The 24,829-nt window shown below is 63.2% G+C and carries 28 protein-coding genes and 2 pseudogenes; 9 read left to right on the top strand and 21 right to left on the bottom strand.

The window, feature by feature from the left end; genetic code table 11:
• Position 1: 1 nt before the first annotated feature.
• On the top strand, positions 2–724 hold the full coding sequence (locus GGD61_RS25440) for a DUF72 domain-containing protein (protein WP_183231483.1): 723 nt from the start codon (positions 2–4) through the stop codon (positions 722–724).
• Here the strand turns inward: GGD61_RS25440 and GGD61_RS25435 are convergent.
• The gene (locus GGD61_RS25435) at positions 721–1,908 is read right to left on the bottom strand and encodes a CaiB/BaiF CoA-transferase family protein (protein WP_183231482.1); all 1,188 of its coding nucleotides are present in this window, start codon (positions 1,906–1,908) and stop codon (positions 721–723) included. The genes GGD61_RS25440 and GGD61_RS25435 overlap by 4 nt on opposite strands.
• A 542-nt stretch (positions 1,909–2,450) precedes the next feature.
• Between GGD61_RS25435 and GGD61_RS25430 the strand changes: the two genes are divergently transcribed.
• The gene (locus tag GGD61_RS25430) at positions 2,451–2,927 is read left to right on the top strand and encodes a hypothetical protein (protein ID WP_312012736.1); all 477 of its coding nucleotides are present in this window, start codon (positions 2,451–2,453) and stop codon (positions 2,925–2,927) included.
• A 19-nt stretch (positions 2,928–2,946) separates the two neighbouring features.
• On the opposite strand, the gene GGD61_RS25425 is transcribed toward GGD61_RS25430, so the two are convergent.
• The 5 genes from GGD61_RS25425 to GGD61_RS25405 all read right to left on the bottom strand — a co-directional run bounded on the left by GGD61_RS25425 (position 2,947) and on the right by GGD61_RS25405 (position 8,228).
• On the bottom strand, positions 2,947–5,232 hold the full coding sequence (locus tag GGD61_RS25425) for a heavy metal translocating P-type ATPase (RefSeq protein ID WP_183231481.1): 2,286 nt from the start codon (positions 5,230–5,232) through the stop codon (positions 2,947–2,949).
• A 33-nt stretch (positions 5,233–5,265) separates the two neighbouring features.
• On the bottom strand, positions 5,266–5,526 hold the full coding sequence (locus GGD61_RS41685; RefSeq protein ID WP_409362471.1) for an EF-hand domain-containing protein: 261 nt from the start codon (positions 5,524–5,526) through the stop codon (positions 5,266–5,268).
• A gap of 291 nt (positions 5,527–5,817) precedes the next feature.
• The gene (locus GGD61_RS25415) at positions 5,818–6,024 is read right to left on the bottom strand and encodes a DUF2783 domain-containing protein (protein WP_092259868.1); all 207 of its coding nucleotides are present in this window, start codon (positions 6,022–6,024) and stop codon (positions 5,818–5,820) included.
• A complete protein-coding gene (locus GGD61_RS25410; RefSeq protein ID WP_183231480.1) occupies positions 6,021–7,658 on the bottom strand; it encodes an FAD-dependent oxidoreductase in 1,638 nt (545 codons plus the stop codon). The genes GGD61_RS25415 and GGD61_RS25410 overlap by 4 nt, the downstream gene beginning before the upstream one ends.
• A 27-nt stretch (positions 7,659–7,685) precedes the next feature.
• Complete coding sequence (locus GGD61_RS25405) at positions 7,686–8,228, bottom strand: VOC family protein (RefSeq protein ID WP_183231479.1); 543 nt, start codon at positions 8,226–8,228, stop codon at positions 7,686–7,688.
• 123 nt (positions 8,229–8,351) lie between these two features.
• On the opposite strand from GGD61_RS25405, the gene GGD61_RS25400 reads away from it, so the two are divergent.
• Positions 8,352–8,840: a MarR family winged helix-turn-helix transcriptional regulator gene (locus GGD61_RS25400; protein WP_183231478.1), complete on the top strand. Its 489-nt coding sequence runs from the start codon at positions 8,352–8,354 to the stop codon at positions 8,838–8,840.
• 9 nt (positions 8,841–8,849) lie between these two features.
• Here the strand turns inward: GGD61_RS25400 and GGD61_RS25395 are convergent, their stop codons facing one another.
• A complete protein-coding gene (locus tag GGD61_RS25395; RefSeq protein ID WP_183231477.1) occupies positions 8,850–9,749 on the bottom strand; it encodes an MBL fold metallo-hydrolase in 900 nt (299 codons plus the stop codon).
• Between the two features lie 43 nt (positions 9,750–9,792).
• Positions 9,793–10,425, bottom strand: a complete 633-nt coding sequence (locus tag GGD61_RS25390; protein ID WP_183231476.1) for a DsbA family protein — start codon at positions 10,423–10,425, stop codon at positions 9,793–9,795.
• Between the two features lie 110 nt (positions 10,426–10,535).
• Here GGD61_RS25390 and GGD61_RS25385 point away from each other — a divergent pair.
• Positions 10,536–11,443: pseudogene (locus tag GGD61_RS25385) on the top strand (LysR substrate-binding domain-containing protein).
• Positions 11,444–11,458: 15 nt separating this feature from the next.
• Here the strand turns inward: GGD61_RS25385 and GGD61_RS25380 are convergent.
• Both GGD61_RS25380 and GGD61_RS25375 read right to left on the bottom strand, forming a co-directional pair.
• Positions 11,459–11,638, bottom strand: coding sequence for a hypothetical protein (locus GGD61_RS25380; RefSeq protein ID WP_028143162.1), 180 nt, complete (start codon positions 11,636–11,638; stop codon positions 11,459–11,461).
• The gene (locus GGD61_RS25375) at positions 11,635–11,859 is read right to left on the bottom strand and encodes a hypothetical protein (RefSeq protein ID WP_049815116.1); all 225 of its coding nucleotides are present in this window, start codon (positions 11,857–11,859) and stop codon (positions 11,635–11,637) included. Before GGD61_RS25375 ends, GGD61_RS25380 begins: the two co-directional genes overlap by 4 nt.
• A gap of 326 nt (positions 11,860–12,185) precedes the next feature.
• Between GGD61_RS25375 and GGD61_RS25370 the strand changes: the two genes are divergently transcribed.
• The gene (locus GGD61_RS25370; RefSeq protein ID WP_018322651.1) at positions 12,186–12,641 is read left to right on the top strand and encodes an Hsp20 family protein; all 456 of its coding nucleotides are present in this window, start codon (positions 12,186–12,188) and stop codon (positions 12,639–12,641) included.
• A gap of 104 nt (positions 12,642–12,745) precedes the next feature.
• Positions 12,746–13,066 (top strand): hypothetical protein, encoded by a 321-nt coding sequence (locus GGD61_RS25365; RefSeq protein ID WP_092259884.1) that lies wholly within the window; start codon positions 12,746–12,748, stop codon positions 13,064–13,066.
• Between the two features lie 176 nt (positions 13,067–13,242).
• Here the strand turns inward: GGD61_RS25365 and aroQ are convergent, their stop codons facing one another.
• The 11 genes and pseudogenes from aroQ to GGD61_RS25315 form a co-directional block, all read right to left on the bottom strand.
• Entirely contained in the window at positions 13,243–13,692 is a 450-nt protein-coding gene (gene aroQ, locus GGD61_RS40695) for a type II 3-dehydroquinate dehydratase (protein WP_092259886.1), read from the bottom strand.
• A gap of 6 nt (positions 13,693–13,698) precedes the next feature.
• Positions 13,699–14,442, bottom strand: a pseudogene (locus GGD61_RS40690) (amino acid ABC transporter ATP-binding protein); the annotation flags it as partial.
• Between the two features lie 59 nt (positions 14,443–14,501).
• Positions 14,502–15,329 (bottom strand): transporter substrate-binding domain-containing protein, encoded by an 828-nt coding sequence (locus GGD61_RS25355; RefSeq protein ID WP_183231474.1) that lies wholly within the window; start codon positions 15,327–15,329, stop codon positions 14,502–14,504.
• Positions 15,330–15,385: 56 nt separating this feature from the next.
• Entirely contained in the window at positions 15,386–16,042 is a 657-nt protein-coding gene (locus GGD61_RS25350; RefSeq protein WP_092259891.1) for an amino acid ABC transporter permease, read from the bottom strand.
• A 9-nt stretch (positions 16,043–16,051) separates the two neighbouring features.
• The gene (locus GGD61_RS25345; protein ID WP_183231473.1) at positions 16,052–16,720 is read right to left on the bottom strand and encodes an amino acid ABC transporter permease; all 669 of its coding nucleotides are present in this window, start codon (positions 16,718–16,720) and stop codon (positions 16,052–16,054) included.
• Between the two features lie 51 nt (positions 16,721–16,771).
• A complete protein-coding gene (locus GGD61_RS25340) occupies positions 16,772–17,626 on the bottom strand; it encodes a shikimate dehydrogenase (protein WP_183231472.1) in 855 nt (284 codons plus the stop codon).
• Between the two features lie 15 nt (positions 17,627–17,641).
• Entirely contained in the window at positions 17,642–18,469 is an 828-nt protein-coding gene (gene aroE, locus GGD61_RS25335) for a shikimate dehydrogenase (RefSeq protein ID WP_092259897.1), read from the bottom strand.
• Between the two features lie 3 nt (positions 18,470–18,472).
• Positions 18,473–19,714 (bottom strand): CaiB/BaiF CoA-transferase family protein, encoded by a 1,242-nt coding sequence (locus GGD61_RS25330; RefSeq protein WP_177237269.1) that lies wholly within the window; start codon positions 19,712–19,714, stop codon positions 18,473–18,475.
• A complete protein-coding gene (locus GGD61_RS25325; RefSeq protein WP_092259899.1) occupies positions 19,711–20,181 on the bottom strand; it encodes a MaoC/PaaZ C-terminal domain-containing protein in 471 nt (156 codons plus the stop codon). The genes GGD61_RS25330 and GGD61_RS25325 overlap by 4 nt, the downstream gene beginning before the upstream one ends.
• A 12-nt stretch (positions 20,182–20,193) precedes the next feature.
• A complete protein-coding gene (locus tag GGD61_RS25320) occupies positions 20,194–20,580 on the bottom strand; it encodes a VOC family protein (RefSeq protein WP_092259901.1) in 387 nt (128 codons plus the stop codon).
• A gap of 4 nt (positions 20,581–20,584) precedes the next feature.
• Entirely contained in the window at positions 20,585–21,529 is a 945-nt protein-coding gene (locus tag GGD61_RS25315; protein ID WP_183231471.1) for a ketopantoate reductase family protein, read from the bottom strand.
• Between the two features lie 102 nt (positions 21,530–21,631).
• On the opposite strand from GGD61_RS25315, the gene GGD61_RS25310 reads away from it, so the two are divergent.
• From GGD61_RS25310 to GGD61_RS25300, 3 genes are all read left to right on the top strand, one after another.
• A complete protein-coding gene (locus tag GGD61_RS25310; protein WP_183231470.1) occupies positions 21,632–22,615 on the top strand; it encodes a LysR family transcriptional regulator in 984 nt (327 codons plus the stop codon).
• A gap of 506 nt (positions 22,616–23,121) precedes the next feature.
• Positions 23,122–23,619, top strand: coding sequence for a carboxymuconolactone decarboxylase family protein (locus GGD61_RS25305; RefSeq protein WP_183231469.1), 498 nt, complete (start codon positions 23,122–23,124; stop codon positions 23,617–23,619).
• A 262-nt stretch (positions 23,620–23,881) separates the two neighbouring features.
• The gene (locus tag GGD61_RS25300; protein ID WP_246786037.1) at positions 23,882–24,826 is read left to right on the top strand and encodes an SDR family NAD(P)-dependent oxidoreductase; all 945 of its coding nucleotides are present in this window, start codon (positions 23,882–23,884) and stop codon (positions 24,824–24,826) included.
• The last annotated feature ends 3 nt before the right edge of the window (positions 24,827–24,829 follow it).

The following is a 24,829-nucleotide window of genomic DNA, read 5'->3' as shown; positions in this document are numbered from 1 at the left end:
CATGGCGCGCGTTCTGGTCGGAACTTCGGGCTGGCATTACGACTCCTGGCGCGGCCCGTTCTTCCCTGAAGGCGTGACGCTGAAGCAGCAGCTTAGCTATTACGCCGGACAATTCGACACGACGGAGCTGAACGGCGTGTTCTACCGCACGCCGACGCCTGACGCGGTGAAAGGCTGGCGCGAGCAGACCGGCCGCGATTTCGTCTTCGCCTGGAAGGCGTCGAAATTCATCACGCACTGGAAGCGCCTGTCGGAGCGCTCGGTCAACAGCCTCGAGCTGCTGGAGGACCGTATCTCACGGCTTGGCGGCAAGGCCGGTCCGATCCTGTTCCAGCTGCCGCCGCAATTCCAGGTGGACGCAGACCGCCTCGCCTCGTTCTTCAAGCTGTTGTCGCGGAAACGGCGTTACAGTTTCGAATTCCGGCATCCGAGCTGGTATCAGCCGCGCATCCTCAAAATGCTGGCCGACGAGAACATGTCGCTTTGCCTGTCCGACCATCACGATGCGCCCGCGCCATGGAAGCGCACGGCGGATTTCGTCTATGTGCGCGGGCACGGGCCGGGCGGGCGCTATCACGGGCACTATACCAGGGCGGCACTGGCGCAATGGGCGAAGCGCATCAAGTCGTGGAAGCGGCAGGGCTGCGACGTCTATGTCTATTTCGACAACGACCAGAAGAGCGCGGCGCCCGCGGACGCCAAGGCGTTGAAGCAACTGCTCTAGATGACACCGCCTTGCCGAAGCGCCGCGATCGCGGCCGCATCATAGCCGAGCTCGGCGAGAACGCGATCCGTATGCTCGCCGAGCGTCGGCGGGCGGCTTGCGATCTCGCCCGGCGTTTCCGACAACCGGACGGCGGCACGCGTCACCGGGGCGGGCTTCGGCAGGCCGGGATAATCGACGTCCTGCATGAAGCCGGCGGCACGGATGTGCGGATGATCCAGCGCCTGTTGCGGTGAGAGGACCGGCCCGGTCGGGATCATGGCCTGGCCCAGCGCATCGACGGCTCCCTGCGTGGTGCGCTCGGCGCACCAGCGCGCCATCCGCTCGCTGATGATGGCGCCGTTATTGCCGCGGCTGATGTCGTCGGCAAAGCGGGCATCGTTCAGCCACAGCTCCTCCTCGCCCATCAGTCGCGCCCAGCGCTTGAACAGCGGATGCCCGGTGACCTGGCACAGCACCCAGCCGTCCCGGGTGCGGTAGATGTCGGCGGGCGCTGCGGTCTGGCCGAGATTGCCTGTCGGCACGCGATTGACGTTGATGACGGCCTGCTCGATCAGCGTCGCGTTGGTGAAGGACAGCGCGGTTGCGAGCAGCGCGCCCTCGACGATCTGCCCGCGCCCCGATTTGCCGCGCTCGATCAGCGCGGCGAGTGTGCCGAACGCGCAGTGCAGCGCGGTGCCGAAATCGACCCAGTTCACCGCGGCCCGGTAAGGCGGATCGCCAGTGCCGGTCATGTAGACCGATCCCGACATCACCTGCCCGACGCCGTCGAAGCCGACCCGGTCGGACCAGGGGCCCGGCCCGCCGAACGCGGTTGCGGTCGTCAGGATGATGTCGGGCTTGATCGCCTTCAGGGACTCGTAGTCGAGCTTCATCGCGCGCAGGGTCTGCGGCGGCAGGTTGGCGACGACGACGTCCGCGGTCGCAACCAGGCGGCGCATCACCTCCTGCCCTTCCGGCTTCATCGGATCGAGCGTGATGCACTTCTTGTTGCGGTTGACCTGGAGGAACAACGCGCCCTCGCCGCCTTCGCCGACCGGCGCGACGAACCGATCCTCGCTGCCCTCGCGCTTCTCCACGCGAATGACCTCGGCGCCGAATTCGGCCAGCAATGTCGCGCAATAGGGCCCTGCGATATAGCGCCCGAAATCGAGCACGCGCACGCCCTCCAGAACACCTCCCATCGATTCCTTCCCTGTTGTTTTCCGCAGATTACAGGGACTGGCTGCCAGGGCAAGTTGGGAAGCGGGATGCACGCGCGACTTTCATCATCGCATCGCGAACAGTTCCTGATGAAACGCTTCTCGACAGGGAAACCGTGCGCGCTGAGGTCTCGTCTGAGCGCTTCCCCGAAACCCGCCGGACCGCAGCGCAAGGATCATCGCCATGCTCATTCAGCCGATCGCCAGGACCAGCCGCAGCAAGACGAGAGCCTCAAGGTGCGCCGTAGCATCGCGAGGGAAGGACGGCATGCAAAAGCTCAAACGGGCATTTTGGCGCACTCTGGCCACCGATGGAGCTGCGTTGCATTGAGCTGACTCAAGCCTGCTCGTGATGAGCTGCACGGGCTCATCTAAGCAGCCGCCTGACGACTGCCCGATGGCTGGCTCGACGCATCCTGCGTCGCGGGGCCGCAGCTCATTCCGTCCACGACTTTGCTCCAGCGCAAACTCCTGGATGTCGCAATCTCCCACTTGAAGGCAAAGAGCTCTTCGGAGGAAGTCCCGTGATCATCTCAACCAAGTCACTCCTGATGGCAGTCCTCGCGCTCTGTTTCGTGCTGGGGCAGCCTGCTCTCGCCGCCGGACCCCACAGCCATGAAGGACCAACCACGACCGCCCGGCCGGAGCTCGACCACGGCAAGAAGTGGCCGACTGATGATGTCTTGCGCCGCGGCATGGACGACATCAGTCTCGCGATGAGGCAATCGCTGGCACCCATTCACAGCAACGTGTTTACGCCTGCGCAATACGAGGCTTTGGCGACGCGAATCCAGGCGCAGGTCGATGACGTGGTCGGAAACTGCAAGCTGCCCGAGCAGGCCGATCAGCAGCTTCACCTCGTCCTCGAGCAGATCATCGATGGCGCGGCGACGATGAAGACCGGGACCAGCCGCGATCAGGGAGCCATGAAGATCGTGCGGGCGCTCGCTCAATACGGCAAGTATTTTGACCACGCCGGCTGGCAACCGCTGCAGCATTGAGGTCGATTGCCGCTGCGTCCTATGCCGCCACGGCCTCGTAGATGTCCTCCTCCTGGGCCGTGTGCATGCGCACCAGCGTCTCGATCGCCTCGATCACGCGCTGGGCGTCGCGAATGAGGTAGCGGTCGATCTTCTCTGACGGCAGATCCTCCGCGATCCGGGCGAGCAGCCGCGCGAGATGCAGTATCTCGCGATGCGCACGGCTCATGGCGGAGAGTCCGTGGCGGTCGCGCAGAACCTCCGTGAGCTTCGGATAGACGCTGTCTTCATCCTCGCGTTCGTGCATCACGACGCTGCTCTGGACCAGTCGATGGGCCTCGCCAATCAAGGCAGCGATCGCTTCGGGCACCGCGTCGTCGAGCGCATCGACGATCTGGCGCAAGCGGTCGAGATCCCTGAGCAGGGCCTGATGATCGTGATGCAACGTCAGCCCCTGCTCTGCGGTGAGGCGCGGACCACTCCTGACGAGAGGCGGATTGAGCGCTCGCAGCGCGTTCAGAATGACGGCAACATCGATCACCTCCTGGACGATGGCGGCGGGCACGGGATCGAGCCAGCCAACGGTGGCAGCGACCATGGCTACCAATGACAATCCCATACCGGCGAAGATGCTCTGTAGGGCGATGCGTCGCGCCCGCTGCGCGATGATGATCGCTTCGCCGACCCGATCCAGCCGGTCCGTGAGGATCACCACATCTGCCGCCTCGGAGGAGGCGCTTGCACCACGCGCGCCGAGCGCGATCCCGGTGTCAGCCACGGCCAGCGCCGGGGCGTCATTGATACCGTCGCCGACCATGATGGTCGGATGCAGCCGCTGTTCGCTACGCACCGCTTCGACCTTATCTGCGGGAACGCGGTCGGCCAGCACGGCATCGAGATCGAGCGCAGCTCCGATGGCCTGCGCCGCCGCGGCGCGATCACCCGTGACCATCACCATCCGCGCGATGCCGGCATCGCGCAGCAGCCGGATCGCGCGTGGCGTGTCGGCCCGCAATTCGTCGGCCAGCAGCAGCGCGCCGATCAGACGGCCGTCCACCGCGACAAAGACGATCAGCGCCGAGCGCCACGAGGCACGTCGTATCGCTCGCAACTCCCATGGCGACAGATCGGCATGCGAGAGAAGCATTTCCCGCGAGCCCGCCACAACGTGGCGCCCGTCGATCTGGCCGCTGAGGCCGGATCCCATGATCTCTTTGACATGTTCCGGCGGCCTCAGCTCGAGCCCCTGGGCGAGCGCCGCAGCGACGACGGCCTTCGCAAGCACATGATGCGACGCTTGCTCGAGCGACGCTCCGAGCCTGAGGACCTCGTCCGGATCCTCGCCCGGCGCGACCTCTACGGACAGCAGCCGCGCCCCGCCCACCGTCAGGGTACCGGTCTTGTCGAATAGCACGGTGTGCGCGCGGGCCAGCGCCTCCAGCGCCCTTCCGCCCTTGGCCAGGATGCCGCGGCGGGCCGCTTGTGCCACCCCGGCAATGAAGGCGACGGGTGCGGCCAGAATCAGGGGGCAAGGCGTCGCCGCCACCAGCACGGCAAGGCTGCGGGTCAAGTCGCCGGAGATGTGCCATGCCACAAAGGCGATGACGAGTGTGACCGGCAGGAAGATCAGCGCATAGCGGTCGGCCAACCGCACAAAGGGAGCTCTCGCAGTCTGCGCCGCAGTCACCATGCGCACGATGCCCGCGTAAGTACTCTCGCTGGCCATCGCCGTCACGGTCAATTGGAAGGTCTCACCCGCATTCAGAGAACCGGAGAGAACGGCACTTCCGCGTGTCTTGTCCGCCGGAATCGGCTCGCCAGTCACAGCGGACTCGTCGATGGTGGCAGAGGCCGACGCAACCACACCGTCGACCGGCACGATTTCGCCGGCCTTAACCAGAAGCTCCTCGCCGACCGCGACGTCTTCAACCGGAGCATCCTCGATCCGCTCGCCGGATCTGCGATGGACCTGGCGCGGTGCCCGATCAACCAGGGATCGCAGATCATGCTCCGCCCGTGCGACCGCGATCTCCTCCAGCACGTTGCCGCCGGAATACATCAGCGCGACGACAGCGCCTGCGAGCGGCTGTCCGAGCGCTAACGCCGCACTCATCGACAGCAGCGCGATCGCGTCCACGCCGACGCGGCCGCTCAAGAGATCCTTGACGATCGAGACCGCCAATCCCGCAATCACGGGCGCCGTGCCGAGCGCCCAGGCGAAGTTGGCTACATCAGGCCGGCCCGCGGCTCGCGCGAGAATACCTGCGATCAATCCTGCGATTGCGATCGCAACCAGAGCCCATCGCAGGACCCGATCAAACGACATGGCTTGGCGCGCCCGCCCTTCGGCTTCCACTCGCTATTGCTGCGGGACGGCGCTCTTGTTCCCGTGCATGAACGCCATCATCTCGTCCGGAGTGAGCTTCCCGTCCTTGTCGCGATCCATGGCCTTGAAAATTCGTTCGTGCGCGACCTGAAACTCGGGCAACGAGACGGTTCCGTCGCCATCGGCATCCATCAGCGCGAAGATGATGCGAAAGGCGACCGGCGGTCCCATGGCGTCACCGCCTGTCGCACCATGCCCCTTCATTCCCTGTGCCATCATTCCGCGCCCCATCATTCCCATCATATCTCCACCGCGCATCGGGCTCTGCCGCTCGGCGGATGGGTTTGCAGAAAAACTCGACTGCGGCGAGGCCGGCGCCTGCTCCTGTCCGGGATGGTGGCTCTGATGGTCCGCTGGCGATTGAGCCCAAGCCGGCTGGCCCAAAGTGGCGAGCAGCAACGCTGCAGCAATGGTTCGACCTGGCATGGCGCTTCCTCCGTCCTTGGGGTGGGCCTACAAGGTGTCGAACTTCACCGAGTTTACGTTGAGCCAAATCAAAAAGCGGCTTTTGCTCCAGCTTGGCCCCTATGGCTTTTCGACGCTGCCGCCGGTGCGGGCGCAGCCGATCGCCTCCGTGAGCACCTTGCGGTCGCCGATGTGATTGGCGAGCAACAGGATCAGCCGTGCGTTCATCCGCAGCGCCTGCTCCTCGTCGAGATCTCGCTGGCTGTCGATCAGCTCGGCGTAGAAGTCGTCGGGATCGGCGATGTTGGGTGACAAATTGAGCGTCATGCTGCCAGCTCCTTCCGTCCGGCGGTGTCGTGCCCGGAGGCCCGCAACATCGCATCCGCGATCTCAGCCTCGTCGAATCCGGTCCAGCGTGCCGCGACGTATTGATCGGGCCGGAACAGGTAGGTGGTCCCGGCCGAAGCGTCGTAGCGCTCGGCAAGCAGGCCGGAGGGATCGGCGATGTCGCGGCCGACGACAATGAGTTTCGCTTTGAGGGGACCCATCGCGATCTCGGTCTTGTCGGTCTCCTTGCCGAAGGCCACGACCGTGAAGCCATCGCCGAGACAATGGAGGAACCAGGCGGGCTTGCCATCCACCGTGATCGGCGCATCGGCCGCATTGGTGCCGGGCCGCACGCCGCCCATCATCGCGTCGTCATCGGGGGTATTGAGCGCCGACGTCACATAGGGCGTCGGCGTCGAGAGACGGCCGCTGTTGACCAGAGGCCGCGCAAAGGCGTGATGGCGGGCGAGCTCCAGCACCGCGTCACGGAAATAGCGGCTCGCTTTCGTCTTCGGCGTGATGAAGTCGGTGGCGCGCGTCGAGTTCAGGATGTTGTCGTCGGCGGCATAGGCGCGCTCCTCGTGATAGCTGTCGAGCAGTGCTTCCGACGCCTCGCCGCGCAGCACCATCGCGAGCTTCCAGGCGAGATTGTCGATGTCCTGGACGCCGGTATTGGCACCGCGCGCGCCGAACGGCGAGACCTGGTGCGCGGCATCGCCGGCGAACAACACCCGGCCCTGGCGGAAATTGTCGATGCGCCGGCAGGCGAACTGATAGATCGAGACCCATTCGAGCACGAACTCGGTGTCCTCGCCGAGCATGGCACGAATGCGCGGTATCACCCGCTCGGGCCTCGTTTCCTCATCGGGATCAGCTTCCCAGCCGAGCTGGAAGTCGATGCGCCAGATCTTGTCCGCCTGCCGGTGCAGCAGCACGGACTGGCCGCGGTGGAACGGCGGATCGAACCAGAACCAGCGCTCGGTCGGGAAATCCGCCTTCATGGCGACGTCGGCGATCAGGAAGCGGTCCTGGAAGTACTGTCCCGTGAACTCGGCCCCCACCATCTTGCGCACGTCGGAGTTGGCCCCGTCGCAGGCGATCACCCATTGCGCCTCCATGGGGAAGATGCCGTCGGGCGTTTCGACCGCCAGCGTGGCGTGGTCGGCGGCCTGCTTGAGGCTGAGGAGCCGGTGCTTCCAGCGCAGCTCGATCAGCGGATTGGCCCGGCATTTGGCAACCAGCATCTCTTCCAGATGATATTGCTGCAGATTGATCATGGCCGGCCATTGGTGGTCGGCCTCGGGCAACAGATCGAACTGGTAGGACAGCTGGTCCTGGAAGAAGACCCTCCCGACGTTCCAGCTCACGCCGCGCTCGACCATGGGCGCCGCGCAGTCGAGGCGGTCCCAGATTTCGAGCGGTCGCTTGGCGTAGCAGACCGCGCGCGAGCCGATCGAGACGGTGTCGTTGTCGTCGAGCACCACGACCGGCTGGCCGCGCGCCGCGCAATCGAGCGCCGCGGTCAGGCCGATGGGACCTGCGCCGATCACCACGATCGGATGCCGCTTCACGATCCCCTCGGCCTGCTCTTGGGAACGCCGATAGCCGAACTTCGGATAGATGTAGCTCGTCATGTTCGCTTCCTGATGCGCGTGCCGGGATCAATGCGGGTCCGCGAATTCCTTCTCGTGCATCCAGGCGGTGTGGCGCGGCGGGCGCTTGGTGCGCGACCATTCCTCGACCATCTCGTGCGCGACCGACTTCATGCGGTCGATCTGCTCTGGCGTCGCGGTCCAGACCGCGATCTCCAGGCGATGGCCGCTCGGGTCTCGGAAATAGATCGACTTGAAGATGGTGTGGTCGGTAATGCCGACGACGTCGAGGCCGACGGCCTCCGCGCGCGCCTTGGCCTCTTCGAGCTCGGCGAGGTCCTTGACCTGGAAGGCGATGTGCTGGGTCCATTCCGGCGTGTTGGGATCGCGGCCCATAGGCGGCGAGTTCGGCAGCTCGAAGAAGGCGAGGATGTTGCCGTTCCCGGCATCGAGGAAGATGTGCATGTAGGGATCGGGCGCCTTGATCGAAGGCACCCGATCCTCGGCAATGGCGCCGAGAAGATCCATGTTCATGACGGTCTTGTAGAACTCGACAGTCGCCTTGGCATCGACGCAGCGATAGGCGACGTGATGGATCTTCTCGATTTTCATGGCGTTTCGCTCCCTGGATTTGCGGTTGCGAAATTAGTATCAGATGTTACTATTTCCTGAATTTGATCTGGATCAATCCACTCCGAAGAATTTTTCGAGTGGGTCGGCGACGGGAATCGCGTGATGGGACGTTCAAGCGTGGCGCGCGGCGAAGCGGCCAAAGCCGCCACGGCGCAGGATGGCGTCGAGCTGGACCTGCAGCGATATTTTCCGTACCGGCTGGCACGCCTTGCCGAGCAGGTGTCGCTGGCGGTTGCCGAGGTCTATTCCGAACGTTTTGCGCTGACACGGCAGGAATGGCGCGTGCTCGCCATTCTCGGCGTGCGCCCGGAGATTGCGACCAAGGAGATCGGCCCGCTGACGACGCTCGACAAGATGCAGGTCAGCCGCGCCGTGCAGGGCCTGGAGTCGCGCGGCATCGCCGGCCGCAAGCACCATCCCGACGATCGGCGCGAGCTGATCGTCTCGCTGACCCCAGCCGGTCGCGCGCTTTATCGCAAGATCGTGCCCTACGCGCTGGCGCGGGAGACGAAGCTGCTTGGGGCGCTGACCGCCGAGGAAGTGGCGGTGCTCGACCGGGTAATGCGCAAATTGTCGGCCGCGTTGGCGTAGCTTCTCCCCTCAGCCCCACTTCATCTCGCCCTTGGCGACCTTGGAGCCGATATCGAGCGCGACGCCCATGCCGAGATTCGGGAAGCGCGCTTCCATGGCAGCCTTCAGCGCAGCGCTGTCAGCGGCCTTGGCCAGCTCTTCGTCGAACGCGAGCAGATATTTCCTGGTGTGATCGACAGCGGAAAGATCGACGGCGACGCCCGCTGCCATGTGGCCCGGCACGACGAGAGACGGCTTGCGGGCCGCGATCTTGTCGAGGTTGGCGACCCAGGCTGCGCGCTGCTCCTTGGTCGGCGTATCGGCGGTCCAGACATGCACGCCGGAGAAGATCATCACGCCGCCGAACACGGCATTCAAGGACGGAACGAAGAGATAGCGGCGGTTGGCGAGACCTTCGGCGTTGACGATTTCGATCGCCTCGCCGTCAACCGCAAGAGAAGCCCCATCGAACGCGTCCGGCAGCACGACATCGGCGAGCGTCTGCGGACCGTTCTCCTTGAGCTGCGGTCCCCAGACGGCGAGCTTCTTCTCCACATTCGCCTTGATGGCCGCGAGCGTCGCGGACGCCGCCAGCACCTTGGCAGTCGGGAACGCCTCGCGCACCGGCTTCAGGCTGAAATAATAGTCCGGATCGGATTGGCTGACATAGATGGTGGTGAGCTTCTTGCCGCTCGCCTTGATCGCCTCGACGAGCGCGCGTCCGTCCGGATAGGAGAAGCCGCCGTCGATCAGCACCGCCTCGGTCGGACCGGAAAGCAGGACGGGCGCACGGAAAAATCCATTGGGGCCTGCGGGAAAATGTTTCCAGCTCAGCTTGCCCTCCGCGGCATGACCGACTTCGGCGGGTGCGAATAATGCGGCGGCACCCGCGGCAAGGCTGGTCTTCATGATCTGTCTCCTCGACAACATGGCTCTCTCCATTGAACTCTGCAGGGAAAATCGGTTTGGATGATCAGGCGGCACGGAGTTGCGCGGCCAGCAGATCGAACCGCCCGAACAGCATGCTGCCGTCGAGCAGCCTCCGCCCCGCGCCCTCGCCGACCACTAGGGCCGGCACGCCACCGGCCCCAAATCGCGTCATGTCGGCGCGCGCGGCCGCGGTCCGCGCCTGGTAAGCCGCGATCAATGCATCGTCAGGCGCCCGCAGGCGCCGCGCCGCATCGGTCAGTTGCGCGCCGTCGAGCAAATCGGCGACGACTTGAAGGTTGGAATTGTCGCGGCCATCAACATAGCGGGCGCGCTGCAAGAGCTTGAGCGCCTCGAGCTCACGAGCCGGATCAACCAGGCCTACGGCGACGACGCCAAGGGTCGCCGGCGCCGAGTCGAACAGGCTGCCGGTATTGCCGAGAATGCCGGTGCGATAGGCCTCACTGAACGGCTGGCCGGTCAACCGTGCGATGCGCTGGTCGTTCTGCCAGGCATAGGCGGCAAAATGCTGGTCCATGGTCCGCGCCGCGGGGCCCGCAAACAGGCCGGTCGGTGCCAGCACCAGCGTCGCATCGCCGTGCGCGGCAAGCTGCTCCAGCACCGGCGATGCGCCGTAGCACCAGCCGCAGAGAGGGTCGAAGAGATAGGTGATTTGCATGATTTTCGGGCCGCCAATGTTCGATGCGGAGAACCTAGCGGCCGATCATTATTTGATAAATATCAGATAATGGTACATATTGTTTGTTATTAGCTGACAATGGCGACCGCATGGAAGCGATCAACCTCAACCGCCTCGCCTATTTCGCAGCCGTGGTCGATGCCGGCTCGTTCACACGCGCTGCCGAGCGCCTCGGCATCACGAAGACCGTCGTCAGCCAGCAGGTGGCACGGCTCGAAGCAGAATTGAAAACGGCTCTGCTGCTGCGGACCACCAGGAGGGTCGAGCCGACCGAAGCCGGCCGGTTGCTGCATGCCCGCTGCGTCATGATCCTGCGCACGGCGGAAGATGCCGTGGACGAGCTCGCCCAGACCAATGCCGAGCCGATGGGCATGCTGCGGATCGCCGCGCCGAACGACTATGGCGCAACGATGATCGCGCCGCTGGCAGCGAAGTTTGCGCGCAAATATCCCGCTTGCGCCGTCGAGCTGATCCTGTCGGACACGCGAACGGACCTCCTCGCCAACCAGATCGACCTGTCCGGGTCGGCTGGTTGAACGATTCAAGTCAGCAGGCCAGGCGGATCGGATCGTTTCGACAATTGCTGGTGGCCGCGCCGGACGTGGCGGCGGCGTTCCGGAGCAAGACGCCCGACGAGCTTGCCGCTCTGCCATTCATCGCCAACGGCGCGCTCGACGAGCCACTGGTCTGGCGCTTCACCAGACGCGATATCGACAGCCGCACGATCCGCATGCGGCAGTCGATCTCGATCAACACGACGCCTGCGGTGCTGGGCGCCGCGCTTGCCGGCGGCGGACTCTGCGTGCTGCCCGACTATTTGGTCGCGGAGCATTTGAAGTCCCGCCGGCTGGTCCATGTCCTGCCGTCCTGGAGCCTGCCGACTGGCGGCATCCATGCCGTGTATCCCGCGGCCCGGTTCCGGCCGCCGAAGATCACGGCGTTCGTGGCCATGCTGGTGCAGGAAGGCCGCACGCTCGCCAGCAAATTTCCGGAATGACTCGTGCCCGCCGGTTCATGCCGCGGATCGATCCGGCAGGCCGCCCCGCAGGGCGTCAAGCAGGCGCTGCTCGCGCTCGATCCGGGCGCGATAGAGCTCGCGTTCGCTCTCGCTTCTGGCACCGGCCAGCAACACGCGATAGTGCCCGATCACCTTCTCGCTGCCGCTGATGAGGAGATTGCGGACGTCACTCATCGTTCCGCTCCGGTCGTGGCAATCGCCGATGGCGTGTTCGGAACGGTGAATGCGGCCGGGAAGGCATCGGCGGCGAGAGCCTCGAGCGCGGTCTGCTCCTCGGCGAGGCGTCGTTCGATAAACTGGCGCTCAATGTCCGACAGCTCGGTCTTGAGCAAGCGTCGATAACGAGAGAGGTTGTTGCGGTGCGCGCGGATGCGGGCGAAATCCTGATCGAGCATCGTCGTCACTCCTGACGGTCTTTCACGGTCCTTTTCGAATTTGCGGTGCGGGAAGAAACATCTTCCGGCGCAAAAAATATTCAGGCTTGTTTTGCTGTCAAGATCCTCTTTCGCCGCTTCCTTGACACAGTTGGGGGTGCCCGAAAAAAATTTTGCGCATCCCTCTTGCAAGGGCCTTGCGGCGCTCTAAGTCGTTTTTCGCCGCGAGAGCGGTGTGCCGGATGCCCGATCGGGTCCGGCGCGGGCGCCGGGCCGGGGTCTTCGGATCCGTTCCCGATTCCTTAACGGCGCTCCTTCGTATCCTCTTGCTCTTTGGAGGACTTGGTATGAGGACCACCTTTGACTTCGCGCCGCTGTGGCGCTCCACCATCGGCTTCGACCATCTGGCCGACCTCGTCGACAGCACGCTGCGCCAGGCGGGCGAGGACAATTATCCCCCCTACAACATCGAGCGCTCCGGCGAAGACCAATACCGGATCACGCTGGCCGTGGCGGGCTTTGGCGTCAACGACATCAGCGTGACCGCCGAACAGAACGCGCTCACCATCGAGGGCCGGAAGCCGGACAGCGCCACGCGTGAATATCTCTATCAGGGTATCGCCGCGCGTCCGTTCCGCCGCGTGTTCAATCTCGCCGACTACGTCCAGGTCAAGCAGGCCGCTTTCCAGGACGGTCTCCTGGTCATCGATCTGCTGCGCGAGATTCCGGAAGCCATGAAGCCGCGCCGGATCCAGATCGCGGGTGCTGCGTCACCGCAGATCGAGCAGAAGAAAGCGGCTTAGGCCGGTCGAACGCGTTCGACAGCGACCACCCTGGCGGATGGCGACCGGATCGCCATCCGCCGATCGGACCATCCCTTCGAAAGGAGTGTAGAGGGAGACGAGTGATGACCAATGCCAATGCGACCACCGGCGGTCTCGGCGCGCTGTTCCATCCCGCTGCGCATTATGCATCGCCAAGCGCCGTCCTCGACGATGGCAAGCTCTCGACAGCGGAGAAGCGGATCATATTGTCGTCCTGGGCCTCGGACATGTACGCGGTCGAATCCCATCCAGCGCTGCGCGAGATTCCCGGCATGGATCAGCCGATCCGGCTCGCGGACATTCTCGCCGCGCTGCGGAAGCTCGATGATGATGACGACGACCCGCCGCCCGGCGGCGGCGTCCCGATGCGGCTGCGGCGGCCCTGGGCCGCCGCAACGCCGTAACGAGGACCAGCCAAAGGGTCTGAACAAGGCCGGCTTCACCTTCCAGTATCAAACCGACACGAGATCTCCGGTTTCCGCTGCAACGCCTTCGGCCGCGCGAGAATGTGTTCGATGTGTCGCTCGCCGATGAGACCCGCTCCCATCACTGACAGGCGGACGGGTGCACTCATGCGATACTAGCCCTTCTTCTCATCGAGCAGCTTGGCCACGCGACGCAAGCCGAGCAGATAACCTTGCGTGCCGAAGCCCGCGATGATCCCATCAGCTCGTTTGGAGACAAACGAGTGGTGGCGGAATTCCTCGCGTTTGTGCACGTTGGAAATATGCACCTCGATCACTGTCCCCTCGAACGTGTTCAAGGCATCCAGGATGGCGACCGACGTATGGGTGAAGGCCGCGGGATTCATCACGATACCGGCAGCCGTCTCGCGCGCCTCGTGGATCCAGTCGATCAGCTCGTATTCTCTGTTCGATTGGTAAAAGCGCATCTCCAGGCCGAGCTCCGCGGCCAGCGCCCGGCAATCCCGCTCCACGTCCGCAAGCGTCTCGTGACCGTAGATGTGAGGCTGGCGTTTGCCAAGCAAATTGAGATTTGGCCCGTTGAGGACGTAGACAAGACGACTCATGGAAGAGTGATGGGCAAGGATCTCGCCGAGGAACTGCCTGGTGCGGGCGTGCTGTGGATTGCGGAAGAAGACGTCGGGCGCGCCTTCCTCGATGATGTGCCCTTCGGCCATGAAGATGACACGATCGGCAACCTGGCGGGCAAAGCCCATCTCGTGGGTGACGCAAATCATGGTCATGCCGTCGTTGGCGAGGCCAATCATCGTATCGAGCACCTCCTTGACCATTTCAGGATCGAGAGCCGAGGTCGGCTCGTCAAACAGCATCACCTTGGGCTGCATACGGAGAGCACGCGCGATCGCGACACATTGCTGCTGGCCGCCCGAAAGCTGAGCCGGATATTTGTCGGCCTGGTCACCAATGCGTACCCGCTCCAGGTATTTTCGCGCGGTCGCCTCTGCCTCGGCCTTGCCGATGCGGCGCGCGCGAATGGGGGCGAGCATGCAGTTCTGCAACACCGTCATATGCGGAAAAAGGTTGAAGCTCTGAAAAACCATGCCGACGTCCTGACGTACGACATCGATCGCCTTGATGCTGTCGTCCAGCCGATGACCGTTCACCACGATACTGCCCTGCTGGATCGCCTCCAGGCGGTTGATACAGCGGATCAGCGTCGACTTGCCCGAACCGGACGGACCGCAGAGCACGATCTTCTCGCCCTTGCGCACGGTGAGATCGACATCGCGGAGAGCTTGGTACCCGCCGTACCACTTCTGCACACGCTTCATTTCGATTAGGATCTGGTCCTGCATGCTGGCCTCCGCTGTCGGGCGGCGGCCAACGCGGATCGCGCGTCGGCCGCTCGCAGGGACTACTGAACGGTGAAAGGGACGCCGGGGACCGAGTCGGGGAAAACCGGGACCGGCACCTTCATCCATTTGGCGTAGAAGGCGGCCAGCTTGCCGTTCGACTTGATCTGGTCGATGAACTTGTTGACCGTCTCGTTCCACTCCTTGTCTCCCAGGCGCGTACATGCGCCGTTGTACAGAGCGGAGAAATGAAGCTTCGGTTCGAACCCGAGCTCCGGTTTCGCGGCGTTCAGACGCTGCGGGTAAAACAAGTTCGCACCGACGGCCTGGACCTGGCCAGAGAGCAGTGCCTGTATCGTGGCCGCGTCATCGTCGAATCTGCGGATCTCGGTGCCCGACGGGGCGTTGTTGGTGACCTGCGTATCTTGCGTCGAGGAGCGCGGAACACCGATGACATATTTGCCCATATCGGCATTGCTGCTGATCGGCGTTGCCTGGGCCGCGACGAGCGTAATCTCATTGGCGACGTACGGCTTGGAATACTGCACCGCCTTCGCACGCTCCGGCAGCATAGCCATGGTCGCGAACAGGATGTCCACACGGCCCGTGGTCAATGCCGGGATACGATTGGCCACGGCCAGAGGCGAGAACTCGGCCTTCACGCCGAGGAATTCAGCGAAGGCACGCCCCATGTCGGCATCGATGCCCTCCTGCTTTCCCGAGCTATCGACAAAGCCCCAAGGCGCATTATCGCCCTGAATGCCGATGACGACGACGCCCTTCTTCTTCACGTCTTCCAACGTAGCGGCCTGCAGTTTACCCGCCGTGGCGACAGCCGCCAGTGCGAGTAGCCCGATGCCGAGCCGGCGGCGAGTGATCGAAAATAGCATTTGGTGTTCTCCTCCTCCTGGTGATGGCTGTATTTGATTGGGTAGGTGCGCCATTCCTACCTTTGATTGGCCAGGGCGAGCCTGGCCTCCATCCGGCTGCCCCACCATGAGAGTGGCCAGCAGAGGATGAAATACATCGCGCCAACCACGCCGAAGACCAGCAACGGCTGGTAGGTCTGGTTCGATACGATTTGACCGGCGCGGGCGAGTTCGATGAAGCCGACGATGGCGGCGAGCGAGGTGCCCTTGATGAGTTGCACGAGATAGCCGATGGTCGCCGGCAGCGAGATGCGGATCGCCTGCGGCAGCACGATGTCGCGCATGCGGGAGGAATAATGCAGGCCGAGCGCCATTGCCGCCTCGGACTGGCCGCGCGGAACGGCCTGGATTGCGCCGCGCCAGATCTCGCCGAGGAAGGCGGAAGCGTTGACGGTGAAACCAATCGCTACCGCGACGAAGGCATCGAGCTTCAGCCCGGTTAGCGCCAATCCGTAATACACGACGAAAAGCTGCAGCAGCAGCGGAGTGCCCTGGAATATCCCGATGTAGACGCTGGTGATCCATTCCACGCCCTTGTGACCACAGGTCCGCATCAATGCGACGGCAAGCCCCGCCGTGCAGCCGCCTGCGAATGCGACCAGCGTCAGCAGCACGGTCCATTGCAGACCACGTAACAGGAAGCCGAACTCCGGAAGGCCAAAATGCGGTGTCATGATCTCTCCTCAGCGTGTCGGATAAGAGAAGAAACGGCGGGAGATGACCGCAAAGCCGAGCATCAGCAGCCAGGAGATCGCGAGATAGAGGAAGGTGACGGAGAAATAGACTTCGAAGCTGCGGAATGTGTCGCTTTCGATGCGCTGCGCAACCGATGTCAGTTCATAGGCGGAGACGGCCGAACAGATCGACGAGGTCAGCGTCAGCATGATGAACTGCCCCGTGAGCGACGGGTAGATCGCGCGAAGCGCGGGCTTGAGCACAATGAAGCGGAACACCTGTCCTTTGTGCAAACCGAGCGCGTAGCCGGCCTCAACCTGTCCTTGGTGAATGGACTGCACGCCGCCCCGGATGATCTCGATGGCGTACGCGCCTCCATTCACGCCGAGTGCGATAATGGCGGTGGCGGTCGGATTGAGCTTCAATCCGATGAGCGGCAGTGCAAAGAACAGAAAGAAGATCTGCACCAGGAAAGGCGTATTGCGCACGATCTCGACGAAGCCGATCACGATGGCACGTAACCAGGCCGCCTTCGAATCGCGTGCCGCGACGCCGGCGACGCCGATGATCATCGCCAGTGTCATGCCGGCAAGCGCCAGCCCCAGCGTCCCCACGCACCCCCACAACAAGGCTGGGAGCGCCTGCCAGACCACCGAGAAATCGAGCGTATAGCCCATCTTGCGTTTCCTCTCGGGCGTTGTGCGTGCCGCTCGCCCATCGGCCGGGTGTCACCCTCCCAGGGATGCGAAAGTTGAGAAGAAAACGTCCGGATCAGGTGAGATGCCCGTGAACAGGCGGAAAGCTTCGGTGCCCTGGAAGATCGCCATGCCGCCACCGTCGACGGTGCGGCAGCCGAGCACGCGGGCCTCGCGCAGCAGTGCGGTTTCCAGCGGGAAATAGACGATCTCGGCGACCCATAGATCGGGACGCAGCAAGGCCGTCGGCAGCGGCGTGCCCGGATACTTCTCCATGCCGATCGGCGTTGCGTTGACGATGCCGTCCGCGGCAGCCACGGCCGCTGCGACATCCCGGCCGACCCTGAAGTGCGCTTCTGCAAACCGAGGGGACAACGCGTCGACCACACTCTGTGCCTTGGCCAAATCGAGATCTATGATTGTCAGTTCCTGCACGCCGAGCTTCATGAGCGCGAAAGCAACTGCCGCGCCTGCGCCGCCCGCGCCGAGCTGGACGACCCGACCGAGCGATGCGCCCTGCATGTTGCGGCGGAAGTTCTCGGCGAAGCCGAACCAGTCGGTGTTGTGGCCGGTCATTCGGCCATTCCTGATGACCACGGTGTTCACGGCGCCAAGCGCCTCCGCGTCGGGCGAGAGCTCGTCCAGAAGTGAAATAATCGCCTGCTTGCAGGGATGGGTCACATTCAGCCCGTCAAAGCCCATCCGCCTCGCGGCCATGAGCAATTCCGGCAATGCCTCCGCACCGAGCTTCAAGTCGGACAGATCGATCTTCTTGTAGAGATAGCGGATGCCCGCAGCGTCAGCGGCCGCTTCATGCATGGGCGGGGTGCGGGACGCAGCAATGCCGCTGCCGATCAGGCCGACGAGGAAGCTGGGTTTGGGTTGCATGCTCGGCACCGCCGGTCAGCGCAATGGGACGGTCAGCTCGGCGATGACCTGAGCCGTGCTCGGTCGAACGCCGCGCCACCAGGCAAAAGCTTCGGCCGCCTGTTCCACCAGCATGCCGACGCCGTCGGCGAGCTTGGCGACGCCTTCGGCGCGGGCCGTGTGCAGAAAGGGCGTGAGCCCCTTGCCGTAGGCGAGTTCGTAGGCCAGCTCCGCCCCCCAGAAGACATTGCCTGGAAGCGGCGGCATTTCACCGCGCAGACTGGCAGACGTCGCGTTGACGACGACGTCGTAGCCCTCCGCGAGATCGGCCAGCTCGGCGTAGCCGCTGACGATCAGGGGACCACAGCCGGCAAACTCGTCGGCCAAAGCCACGGCTTTCGACAGCGTTCGGTTGACGAGAACCAGCTCCGAGGGGTCCTGGCGCAGGAACGGCAGCATCGCGCCGCGGGCCGCTCCTCCAGCGCCGAGCATCAGGACGCGGCGGCCGGCCATTTTGACGCCGAGATTGACGGTGATGTCACGGACGAGGCCGATCCCGTCGAAATTCTCGGCAATGATCCGATCGCCGACGAACTTCAGGCAGTTTGCGGCGCCAGCTCGCTCGGCGCTCTCCGAAAGCTCATTTGCGTACTCGAAGGCATCGAGCTTGAACGGGGCGGTGATGTTCAGCCCCTTGGCGCCCTCGGTCCGGAATTGATCAACCCGCTCGTTGAAACCATCGAGGGGTCCCTCGATTGCCTCATAGATAAGGTCCTGTCCCGTCATTCTGGCGAAAGTGCCATGGATAAGGGGTGACTTGCTGAAGCCGATCGGATTGCCAATCACCGCATAACGATCGCTCATCGCTCACTCCTGCACTGCGACTTCGTTGTACAGCACGCCGTCGCGCACCATTGCGTCGACGGTTTCAGGCGACAGCCCCAGTGACGCGGCAATGCGCCGATTGTCCTGACCGAGTAGTGGCGCCGGCATGCGTATCGTGGTGTCGCAGTCGGAGAAGCGGAAAGGCAGGTTCGGCAGTGTCACCTTGCCGAGCACGGGATGCTCCTGCTCGACCAGCATTCCGCGCGCGCGGATCTGCGGGTCTTTCACGACTTCTCCGATGGTCTGCACGGGAGCGGACGGCACACCTGCTTGCTCGAGTGCCGCCAGACACGCATCCCGAGACGGCTGCGACAGCGTCCAGTTACGCACAATCTCCATGGCTTCGGCATAATGGGCGTTGCGTGCGGCAGGTTGGGCGAAGCGCTGGTCGGATGCCAACGCGTTCCCTCCGATCAGCGTCGCCAATCGCCGCCACGCATCATCGACTTGCGCGGCGATGACGAGATTACCGTCCTTGGCAGGGAAGACGCCGTAGACGGTCGAGTCCGGCTGTCCGCTGCCGGTCTGCTTCGGCATGTCGGCGCCGTCGGAGAGGAAGTAACGCTGAACCGCATAGTCGTGCATCGAGACCATGCAGTCGTACAGCGCCAGATCGATGTGTTGGCCACGGCCGGACGATACGCGACCGACCAGCGCCCCGTTGACGGCTGCTACGCCGTGGATGCCGGTATACATGTCTGCCAGCGGCATCCGCAGCAACGGCGGAGCTTCACCGGGAGTGCCCAGTTGCGCCAGGGCGCCCGACATCGCCTCTGCGATCAGGCCGAAGCCCGGACGGTCGGCATAGGGACCGGTGTGGCCATAGGCTGAGACCGAGCAGTAGATAAGTCTGGGATTCCGTGCCGACAGCGCCTTGTAACCGAGCCCGAGGCGCTCGAGTGCGCCGGGGCGGTAGTTCTCGATGAAGACATCGGCCGTGTCGACGAGCTTCATCATCATGTCGAGACCGCGCGTGTCGCGCAGGTCGATGCACAGCCCCTGCTTGCCCATGTTCTGCTGCAGGAAATAGCCGGATTGCCCGTCCTTGAAATATCCGTGGGCGCGTCCCGCATCGCCTTCCCTAGGGCGCTCCACCTTGATGACCTCCGCGCCCATCGCGGCGAGGCAACGGCCCATAAACGGGCCTGCCAGGAAATGGCTGTAGTCGATGACGCGAATGCCTTTGAGCGGCAGATCTTGGAGCGGCAGTTCTTGCGCGGTCATGCCTGCTCTCCTGCGGCGTTGTTCTTCGGGCGCATCGGAATCATCAACCGATGCTCGCCTAGCTGCACCACTTCGCCGCGCTGATTGATCAGCTCCGAGGGCAGCACAACGATGCCCCACCCATCACGCTTCGTGGCGCGCATCGAGCCGACACGGAACTTCACGTGCACGGTGTCGCCGAGCTTGATCGGCAGCTTGAAATCCCACGTCCAGCCCAATGACATTCCCGGAAGAAAACGGTAGTCGGCACGGGTCTTCAAACCGTCGGCCAGCGACAGACCAAACAGCCCGTGCGCGACGCGCGTGCCGAATGGTGTGGTCTTGGCGTATTCCTCGTCGACGTGGACCGGGGTGAAATCACCCGTCAACTCGGCATAGGCATTGACCATCGCCTCGGTGACCGTCACCGAGGGGGTGACGCATTCGTCACCGACCTTGGCATCGTCCCAGTAGCGCTCATCGATCATGTCGCGTTTTCCTCAGGCCCGTGGATTGATCGCCAGGGCGGCTTCCACAGCGCCTGCGCTGGCTTGCAAGATTTCGACGTTGAGCCCGCCCGGCAGTTCGAGCCAGTTCGGCCCCGCGGGCAACGCCCTGACGCCCCAGGCGGCAGCGCGGACCAGCACGCCTTCGTAGTCGTCGACCATGATGCCGAGATGGGCGAGACGCCCCTCCGGTCCGACAAAATTCGGATCTTCGATGAGTTGCACGCTTCCGAGCACCCACACCTGGCGCGGGCGCGCACCATCGGCGGGTTGCTCGTCGCGAATGGCGAGACCAAGCACCTCGCGAAAGAAGTCAACGTGACGATCAATGTCCGGCACACGGATCGCGACGTGCTCGATATAAGCGCGAGGCAACGACATCGTCTCAGCTCTTTCCAGGATAGTCGCTGCGGGCGTATTCGAGCCCTTTGACCAACGCGACGAGGGTAGAATTGACCGGGGTCGGCACGTTGAGCTTTGCGCCCCAACGCACGACGGAGCCGTGAATGTAGTCAACCTCGGTCGGATTGCCGGACTGCAAGCTCTGCAACATCGACGTCTTGAACTCGGGCGGCAGACCGGCGGATGCCATTGTCCAGGCGCGGAGTGGGTCGGTAATCGAGATCTTCACGCCGGCCGCCTGCGCTACCGCGATGCCCTCTGAAATCGCTGCCAGCGCACAATCCTTCAGGATGGGGAGCGAATAGAGGCCGCCATAGGTCAGGCCGGTAATGGCAGTAACGCCGCCGCCGGCGACGTTGATAAAAAGCTTGTCCCACATCGTGCCCAGGATGTTGTCGCTGAGCAGCGTGAGAATGCCGGCACGATTGAAAGCCTCGGAGATTCTCTGCGCGCGCTCGGTCAAGCGTCCGTCAAGTTCACCGATGATGGTTTCCTTGCCGACGACCCCGGAGCGTACATGACCGGGGCCAAGCAGCACGCCACCAACGTAGGTCTTGCCCGCCATCACCCGCTCACGACCAACTTCCTCCGAAAGGATGTCCTCGTGACCAAGACCGTTCTGAAGTGACATCACAACCGTCTGCGGCCCGATGATCGGCGCTGCAGCGCGGATCGCATCCCGCGTGTAGTAGGATTTGACAAGGACGATGACGAGGTCGGCCTCTACGCCGACTTGGGCCGCGGAGGTGCAAGCGGCGACCTTCACGATGGTTTCGGCGTCGCCTTCGAGCATCCGAAGGCCCGTGGCATTGATGGCGTCGACATGAGCCTGGAACGGATCGATCAACCACACCTCGGCACCGCCGCGCGCCAGCGTGCCGCCGATGGTCGAGCCCAAGGCTCCCGCTCCAATAAAGCAGATCCTCATCCAACGCTTCCCCGCGCGCCCTTCTTGGCGCTGGAAGTGTGGTAGCAGGCCGATCGATATTAAGATATGATATGATCATTATATCCGATATTGTGAATCGCAATGAAGCACCTGGATAATGTCGAGACCAATCTGCTGGACCCGCGCCTGCTGAGGCTCTTCGACGCGTTATTCGCCACGGGCAGCGTCACCAAGGCCGCAGAAAAGCTCGGTCAAAGTCAGCCGACCATCTCGATCTGGCTGGCGCGACTGCGTAAGGAACTGGACGATCCGCTCTTCATCCGGTCGGCGGAGGGAATGCTGCCAACGCCGCGCGCCGAGGCTCTCATCGGCACGGCGAGGCAGGCGCTGGAAACGCTGCGTCGTCTGGCTGAGCTTCGCACCGACTTCGATCCCTCAACCGCAAAGCGCCGTTTTGCGATCTGCATGACGGATGGAAGCCACGTCACGCTGCTTCCGTCCATCCTCGCTCACATCCGCCGCGTCGCCCCGGGCGTTCGTATCGAGGCGACACAGATCGGCGCGGACACCCCACGGATGCTGCAATCCGGTGAAGCCGATCTGGCCCTCGGCTACATCTCGGGTCTCGACGCCGGACATTTCCAACAGGCACTTTTTCCGCAGGATTGGGTCTGTTTGGCGAACGCCAAACATGCCCGGATCCGCGACCGCATCACCGCAAGGGATTTCAGGCGGGAGGCCCACGTCCTCATTCGCTCCGGCACTGGACATCAGTTGCTCGCGACCGCGCTACAGGAGCAGCGGATAGTCCTTGACGTGGCGCTTGAGCTACCCGGCTTTTTGGGACTGCCCGCAATCGTGGGGACGACCGACCTGATCGCCACCCTGCCAAGGCACATTGGCGAAACGCTGGCTCACTATTACGGACTGCGCGTGCTTGATTGCCCGCTGGCGATCGCCGGCTTTACGGTGAAGCAATATTGGCACGCCCGCTTCCACCACGACCCGGCAAGCCAATGGCTGCGTGGCATCTGCGCGGAACTTTTTCAACAACAGGAGGTGCGGGGTCTGCATCCTTCCAGTCGGCCAAAGAAACGAGGGCCACGCAAAATGCGGTCGCAGTGAAGCGCTTATTGAAGCGGTTTTCGGCTCTTCGTGGCCAAACGATCGAAGCTAACGTCCGCCTTGCGCAAGACAGCAGCCTAAGCTTCTGGCTGGGGCGGGAGGGATCGAACCTCCGAATGGCGGAATCAAAATCAGTTTGATTATTCAACGATTTCAAGGCCCGTTTGGAAAAATCGGTTAAAACGTGCTCCAGCGATTTCAATAGCTTGGCCGCCGTTTCCAAATGAAAACAGCGCTTGAGGGGTAGCTTGCGGCGATCAAATTGAGCAATGCCGCTGCTGTTGAGATTCGATTGCGATCTGAGCGGCTCGTCCGCCCAAGGTCCTAGCTCTTACGTTCCTGAAATCAAATGCTGAAGGGCTATGGGCGCTGGAAGCGCTGTTGGTCCAACAATGTCGCACGGGGCAAGCGAACTAAGTTTTGTCAGCGGCGATGTCACAGGGCGCAAGGCCGGGGTGTCTTAAGGATGTGATCAACCCAACACCCTCACGCGAAGGAGAGCGATAATGAGCCACCCCAATGCCCAATCACGCCTGAACTTCATGGAGCAATCGCCCGATCTGTTCAAGAAACTCCAGGAACTCGGAATTGCGATCGTCAAAAGCAGCGATATCGAGCCGGGGCTGGGCCAATTGGTGGACATCCGTGCCTCACAGATAAACGGCTGCGCCGCCTGCCTGGATATGCACGTCAAGCAGGCAAAGCTAAGCGGCGAGCGAGAGTTGCGCTTGTATCACATCGCGATCTGGCGCGATTCGCCGCTGTTTTCCGCTAAGGAGCGCGCGGCGCTGGCCTGGACCGAGGCGCTGACCCAGATCGCGCCGACGGGCCTCTCCGATGACCTCTATGCCGAGCTGCGCGAGCAGTTCAGCGAAAAGGAACTCTCGACGCTGACTTTCCGCGTGATCGGCATCAACGCGGCGAACCGCGCCAATGTGGCCTTCCGCACCCCGCCCGGCAAGTACGATAGGGAATTCGGTCTCGACAAGGCCGAGCTTGCCTAAGCGTGCGAACGATCCGGCGAATGCACCCTGCTGTCTGCGACCGAGGTGATCGCCAAGGTCCAGCAACCGACTTACGCAAAGCTGTCCGCGCGCCGCGTACTCTTCAATAGTGAGCCGGCAGTTCTGACGTGGTCCGCGAACGGCAACCACCTACGCAGCGCGACGAGTGACAACTGGCGCATATGACAAGGGTACCGGAACCCATATTCGACGATGCAAATCGAATGTTCGGCGGAGATCAAAGAAAGAAGGAGAAGACATCATGAGTAAGACTTGGTTCGTCACCGGTTCGTCGCGCGGTTTGGGCCGCTGCTTCGTCGAGGCCGCCCTGTCTCGCAACGACAGGGTGGCCGCGAGCGCCCGAAACACCGCGAGTCTTGAAGAACTGGCCGATGCCTATGGCGACGCCGTGCTTCCGCTCGAACTGGACGTGACCGATAGGGTCGCGGTCTTCGAAAGCGTGAAGCGGGCCAAGGAGCACTTCGGCCGTCTCGACGTCATCGTGAACAATGCCGGCTACGCGCAGATCGGCGCAATCGAGGAACTGACGGAGCAACAACTGCGTGACCAGTTCGAGACCAACGTGTTCGGCGCGGTTTGGGTCATTCAGGCCGCGCTGCCTTACCTGCGCGAGCAGGGTGCAGGGCACATCATCCAAATGTCCTCGATCGGCGGGCTCATCGCGATGCCGCTCGGCGGCGCATACCAGGCCTCCAAGTGGTCCCTCGAAGCTCTGAATGACACCCTTGTCCAAGAAGTCGCCGACTTCGGCATCAAGGTGACCGTGGTCGAGCCCGCCGGCTTCGCCACTAGGTCCGGCAAGAATCCGAATCCATTAGCCAACGGTCACATGGCCAAGGCTAACCGGGTTACGACGGACTCCGCCAGCGCCTTACCGTGCTCGTGGGAAAGCAGCCCGCCGGCGATCCGGCCGCTGCGGCCCAGGCACTCCTCAAGATCGTCGATTCCTACACCCCGCCCCTGCGGGTGCTTTTCGGCCAGGGCTTCTACCAAATGCTCCAGCAAGTCTACGCCGACAGGCTCAAGTCCTGGGCCGACTGGCAGAACCTCTCGGTGGAGGCTCACGGGCAAGCTCAATCAAGAGATCGGTGACCCCTTCGGCGTGAGCTTTCGAGATCTGAGACGAGTGCATCAACCATGCCCTAATACAGACGGCATGCGTGAGGCGGTGGCGTTCTGGTGGTAGTCT

The organism is Bradyrhizobium sp. SBR1B (assembly GCF_014198205.1).
Taxonomy (GTDB): domain Bacteria; phylum Pseudomonadota; class Alphaproteobacteria; order Rhizobiales; family Xanthobacteraceae; genus Bradyrhizobium.
Note: the sequence above shows the minus strand (reverse complement) of the source record. Positions and strands in the feature narration are given on the sequence as shown.

What these genes read in the sequence shown, in the direction of transcription:
- GGD61_RS25320 (WP_092259901.1), bottom strand. Translation starts at nt 20,580, where the DNA reads ATGTCGTTGCCTCGCGCTTATATCGAGCACGTCGCGATCCGTGTGCCG.
- GGD61_RS41685 (WP_409362471.1), bottom strand. Translation starts at nt 5,526, where the DNA reads ATGATGGGGCGCGGAATGATGGCACAGGGAATGAAGGGGCATGGTGCG.
- GGD61_RS25315 (WP_183231471.1), bottom strand. Translation starts at nt 21,529, where the DNA reads ATGAGGATCTGCTTTATTGGAGCGGGAGCCTTGGGCTCGACCATCGGC.
- GGD61_RS25375 (WP_049815116.1), bottom strand. Translation starts at nt 11,859, where the DNA reads ATGCTCGATCAGGATTTCGCCCGCATCCGCGCGCACCGCAACAACCTC.
- GGD61_RS25370 (WP_018322651.1), top strand. Translation starts at nt 12,186, where the DNA reads ATGAGGACCACCTTTGACTTCGCGCCGCTGTGGCGCTCCACCATCGGC.
- GGD61_RS25340 (WP_183231472.1), bottom strand. Translation starts at nt 17,626, where the DNA reads ATGCAACCCAAACCCAGCTTCCTCGTCGGCCTGATCGGCAGCGGCATT.
- GGD61_RS25400 (WP_183231478.1), top strand. Translation starts at nt 8,352, where the DNA reads ATGGGACGTTCAAGCGTGGCGCGCGGCGAAGCGGCCAAAGCCGCCACG.
- GGD61_RS25425 (WP_183231481.1), bottom strand. Translation starts at nt 5,232, where the DNA reads ATGTCGTTTGATCGGGTCCTGCGATGGGCTCTGGTTGCGATCGCAATC.
- GGD61_RS25405 (WP_183231479.1), bottom strand. Translation starts at nt 8,228, where the DNA reads ATGAAAATCGAGAAGATCCATCACGTCGCCTATCGCTGCGTCGATGCC.
- GGD61_RS25310 (WP_183231470.1), top strand. Translation starts at nt 21,632, where the DNA reads ATGAAGCACCTGGATAATGTCGAGACCAATCTGCTGGACCCGCGCCTG.
- aroE (WP_092259897.1), bottom strand. Translation starts at nt 18,469, where the DNA reads ATGAGCGATCGTTATGCGGTGATTGGCAATCCGATCGGCTTCAGCAAG.
- GGD61_RS25300 (WP_246786037.1), top strand. Translation starts at nt 23,882, where the DNA reads ATGAGTAAGACTTGGTTCGTCACCGGTTCGTCGCGCGGTTTGGGCCGC.
- GGD61_RS25380 (WP_028143162.1), bottom strand. Translation starts at nt 11,638, where the DNA reads ATGAGTGACGTCCGCAATCTCCTCATCAGCGGCAGCGAGAAGGTGATC.
- GGD61_RS25305 (WP_183231469.1), top strand. Translation starts at nt 23,122, where the DNA reads ATGAGCCACCCCAATGCCCAATCACGCCTGAACTTCATGGAGCAATCG.
- aroQ (WP_092259886.1), bottom strand. Translation starts at nt 13,692, where the DNA reads ATGAGTCGTCTTGTCTACGTCCTCAACGGGCCAAATCTCAATTTGCTT.
- GGD61_RS25415 (WP_092259868.1), bottom strand. Translation starts at nt 6,024, where the DNA reads ATGACGCTCAATTTGTCACCCAACATCGCCGATCCCGACGACTTCTAC.
- GGD61_RS25345 (WP_183231473.1), bottom strand. Translation starts at nt 16,720, where the DNA reads ATGGGCTATACGCTCGATTTCTCGGTGGTCTGGCAGGCGCTCCCAGCC.
- GGD61_RS25355 (WP_183231474.1), bottom strand. Translation starts at nt 15,329, where the DNA reads ATGCTATTTTCGATCACTCGCCGCCGGCTCGGCATCGGGCTACTCGCA.
- GGD61_RS25365 (WP_092259884.1), top strand. Translation starts at nt 12,746, where the DNA reads ATGACCAATGCCAATGCGACCACCGGCGGTCTCGGCGCGCTGTTCCAT.
- GGD61_RS25435 (WP_183231482.1), bottom strand. Translation starts at nt 1,908, where the DNA reads ATGGGAGGTGTTCTGGAGGGCGTGCGCGTGCTCGATTTCGGGCGCTAT.
- GGD61_RS25350 (WP_092259891.1), bottom strand. Translation starts at nt 16,042, where the DNA reads ATGACACCGCATTTTGGCCTTCCGGAGTTCGGCTTCCTGTTACGTGGT.
- GGD61_RS25440 (WP_183231483.1), top strand. Translation starts at nt 2, where the DNA reads ATGGCGCGCGTTCTGGTCGGAACTTCGGGCTGGCATTACGACTCCTGG.
- GGD61_RS25330 (WP_177237269.1), bottom strand. Translation starts at nt 19,714, where the DNA reads ATGACCGCGCAAGAACTGCCGCTCCAAGATCTGCCGCTCAAAGGCATT.
- GGD61_RS25325 (WP_092259899.1), bottom strand. Translation starts at nt 20,181, where the DNA reads ATGATCGATGAGCGCTACTGGGACGATGCCAAGGTCGGTGACGAATGC.
- GGD61_RS25410 (WP_183231480.1), bottom strand. Translation starts at nt 7,658, where the DNA reads ATGACGAGCTACATCTATCCGAAGTTCGGCTATCGGCGTTCCCAAGAG.
- GGD61_RS25390 (WP_183231476.1), bottom strand. Translation starts at nt 10,425, where the DNA reads ATGCAAATCACCTATCTCTTCGACCCTCTCTGCGGCTGGTGCTACGGC.
- GGD61_RS25395 (WP_183231477.1), bottom strand. Translation starts at nt 9,749, where the DNA reads ATGTTGTCGAGGAGACAGATCATGAAGACCAGCCTTGCCGCGGGTGCC.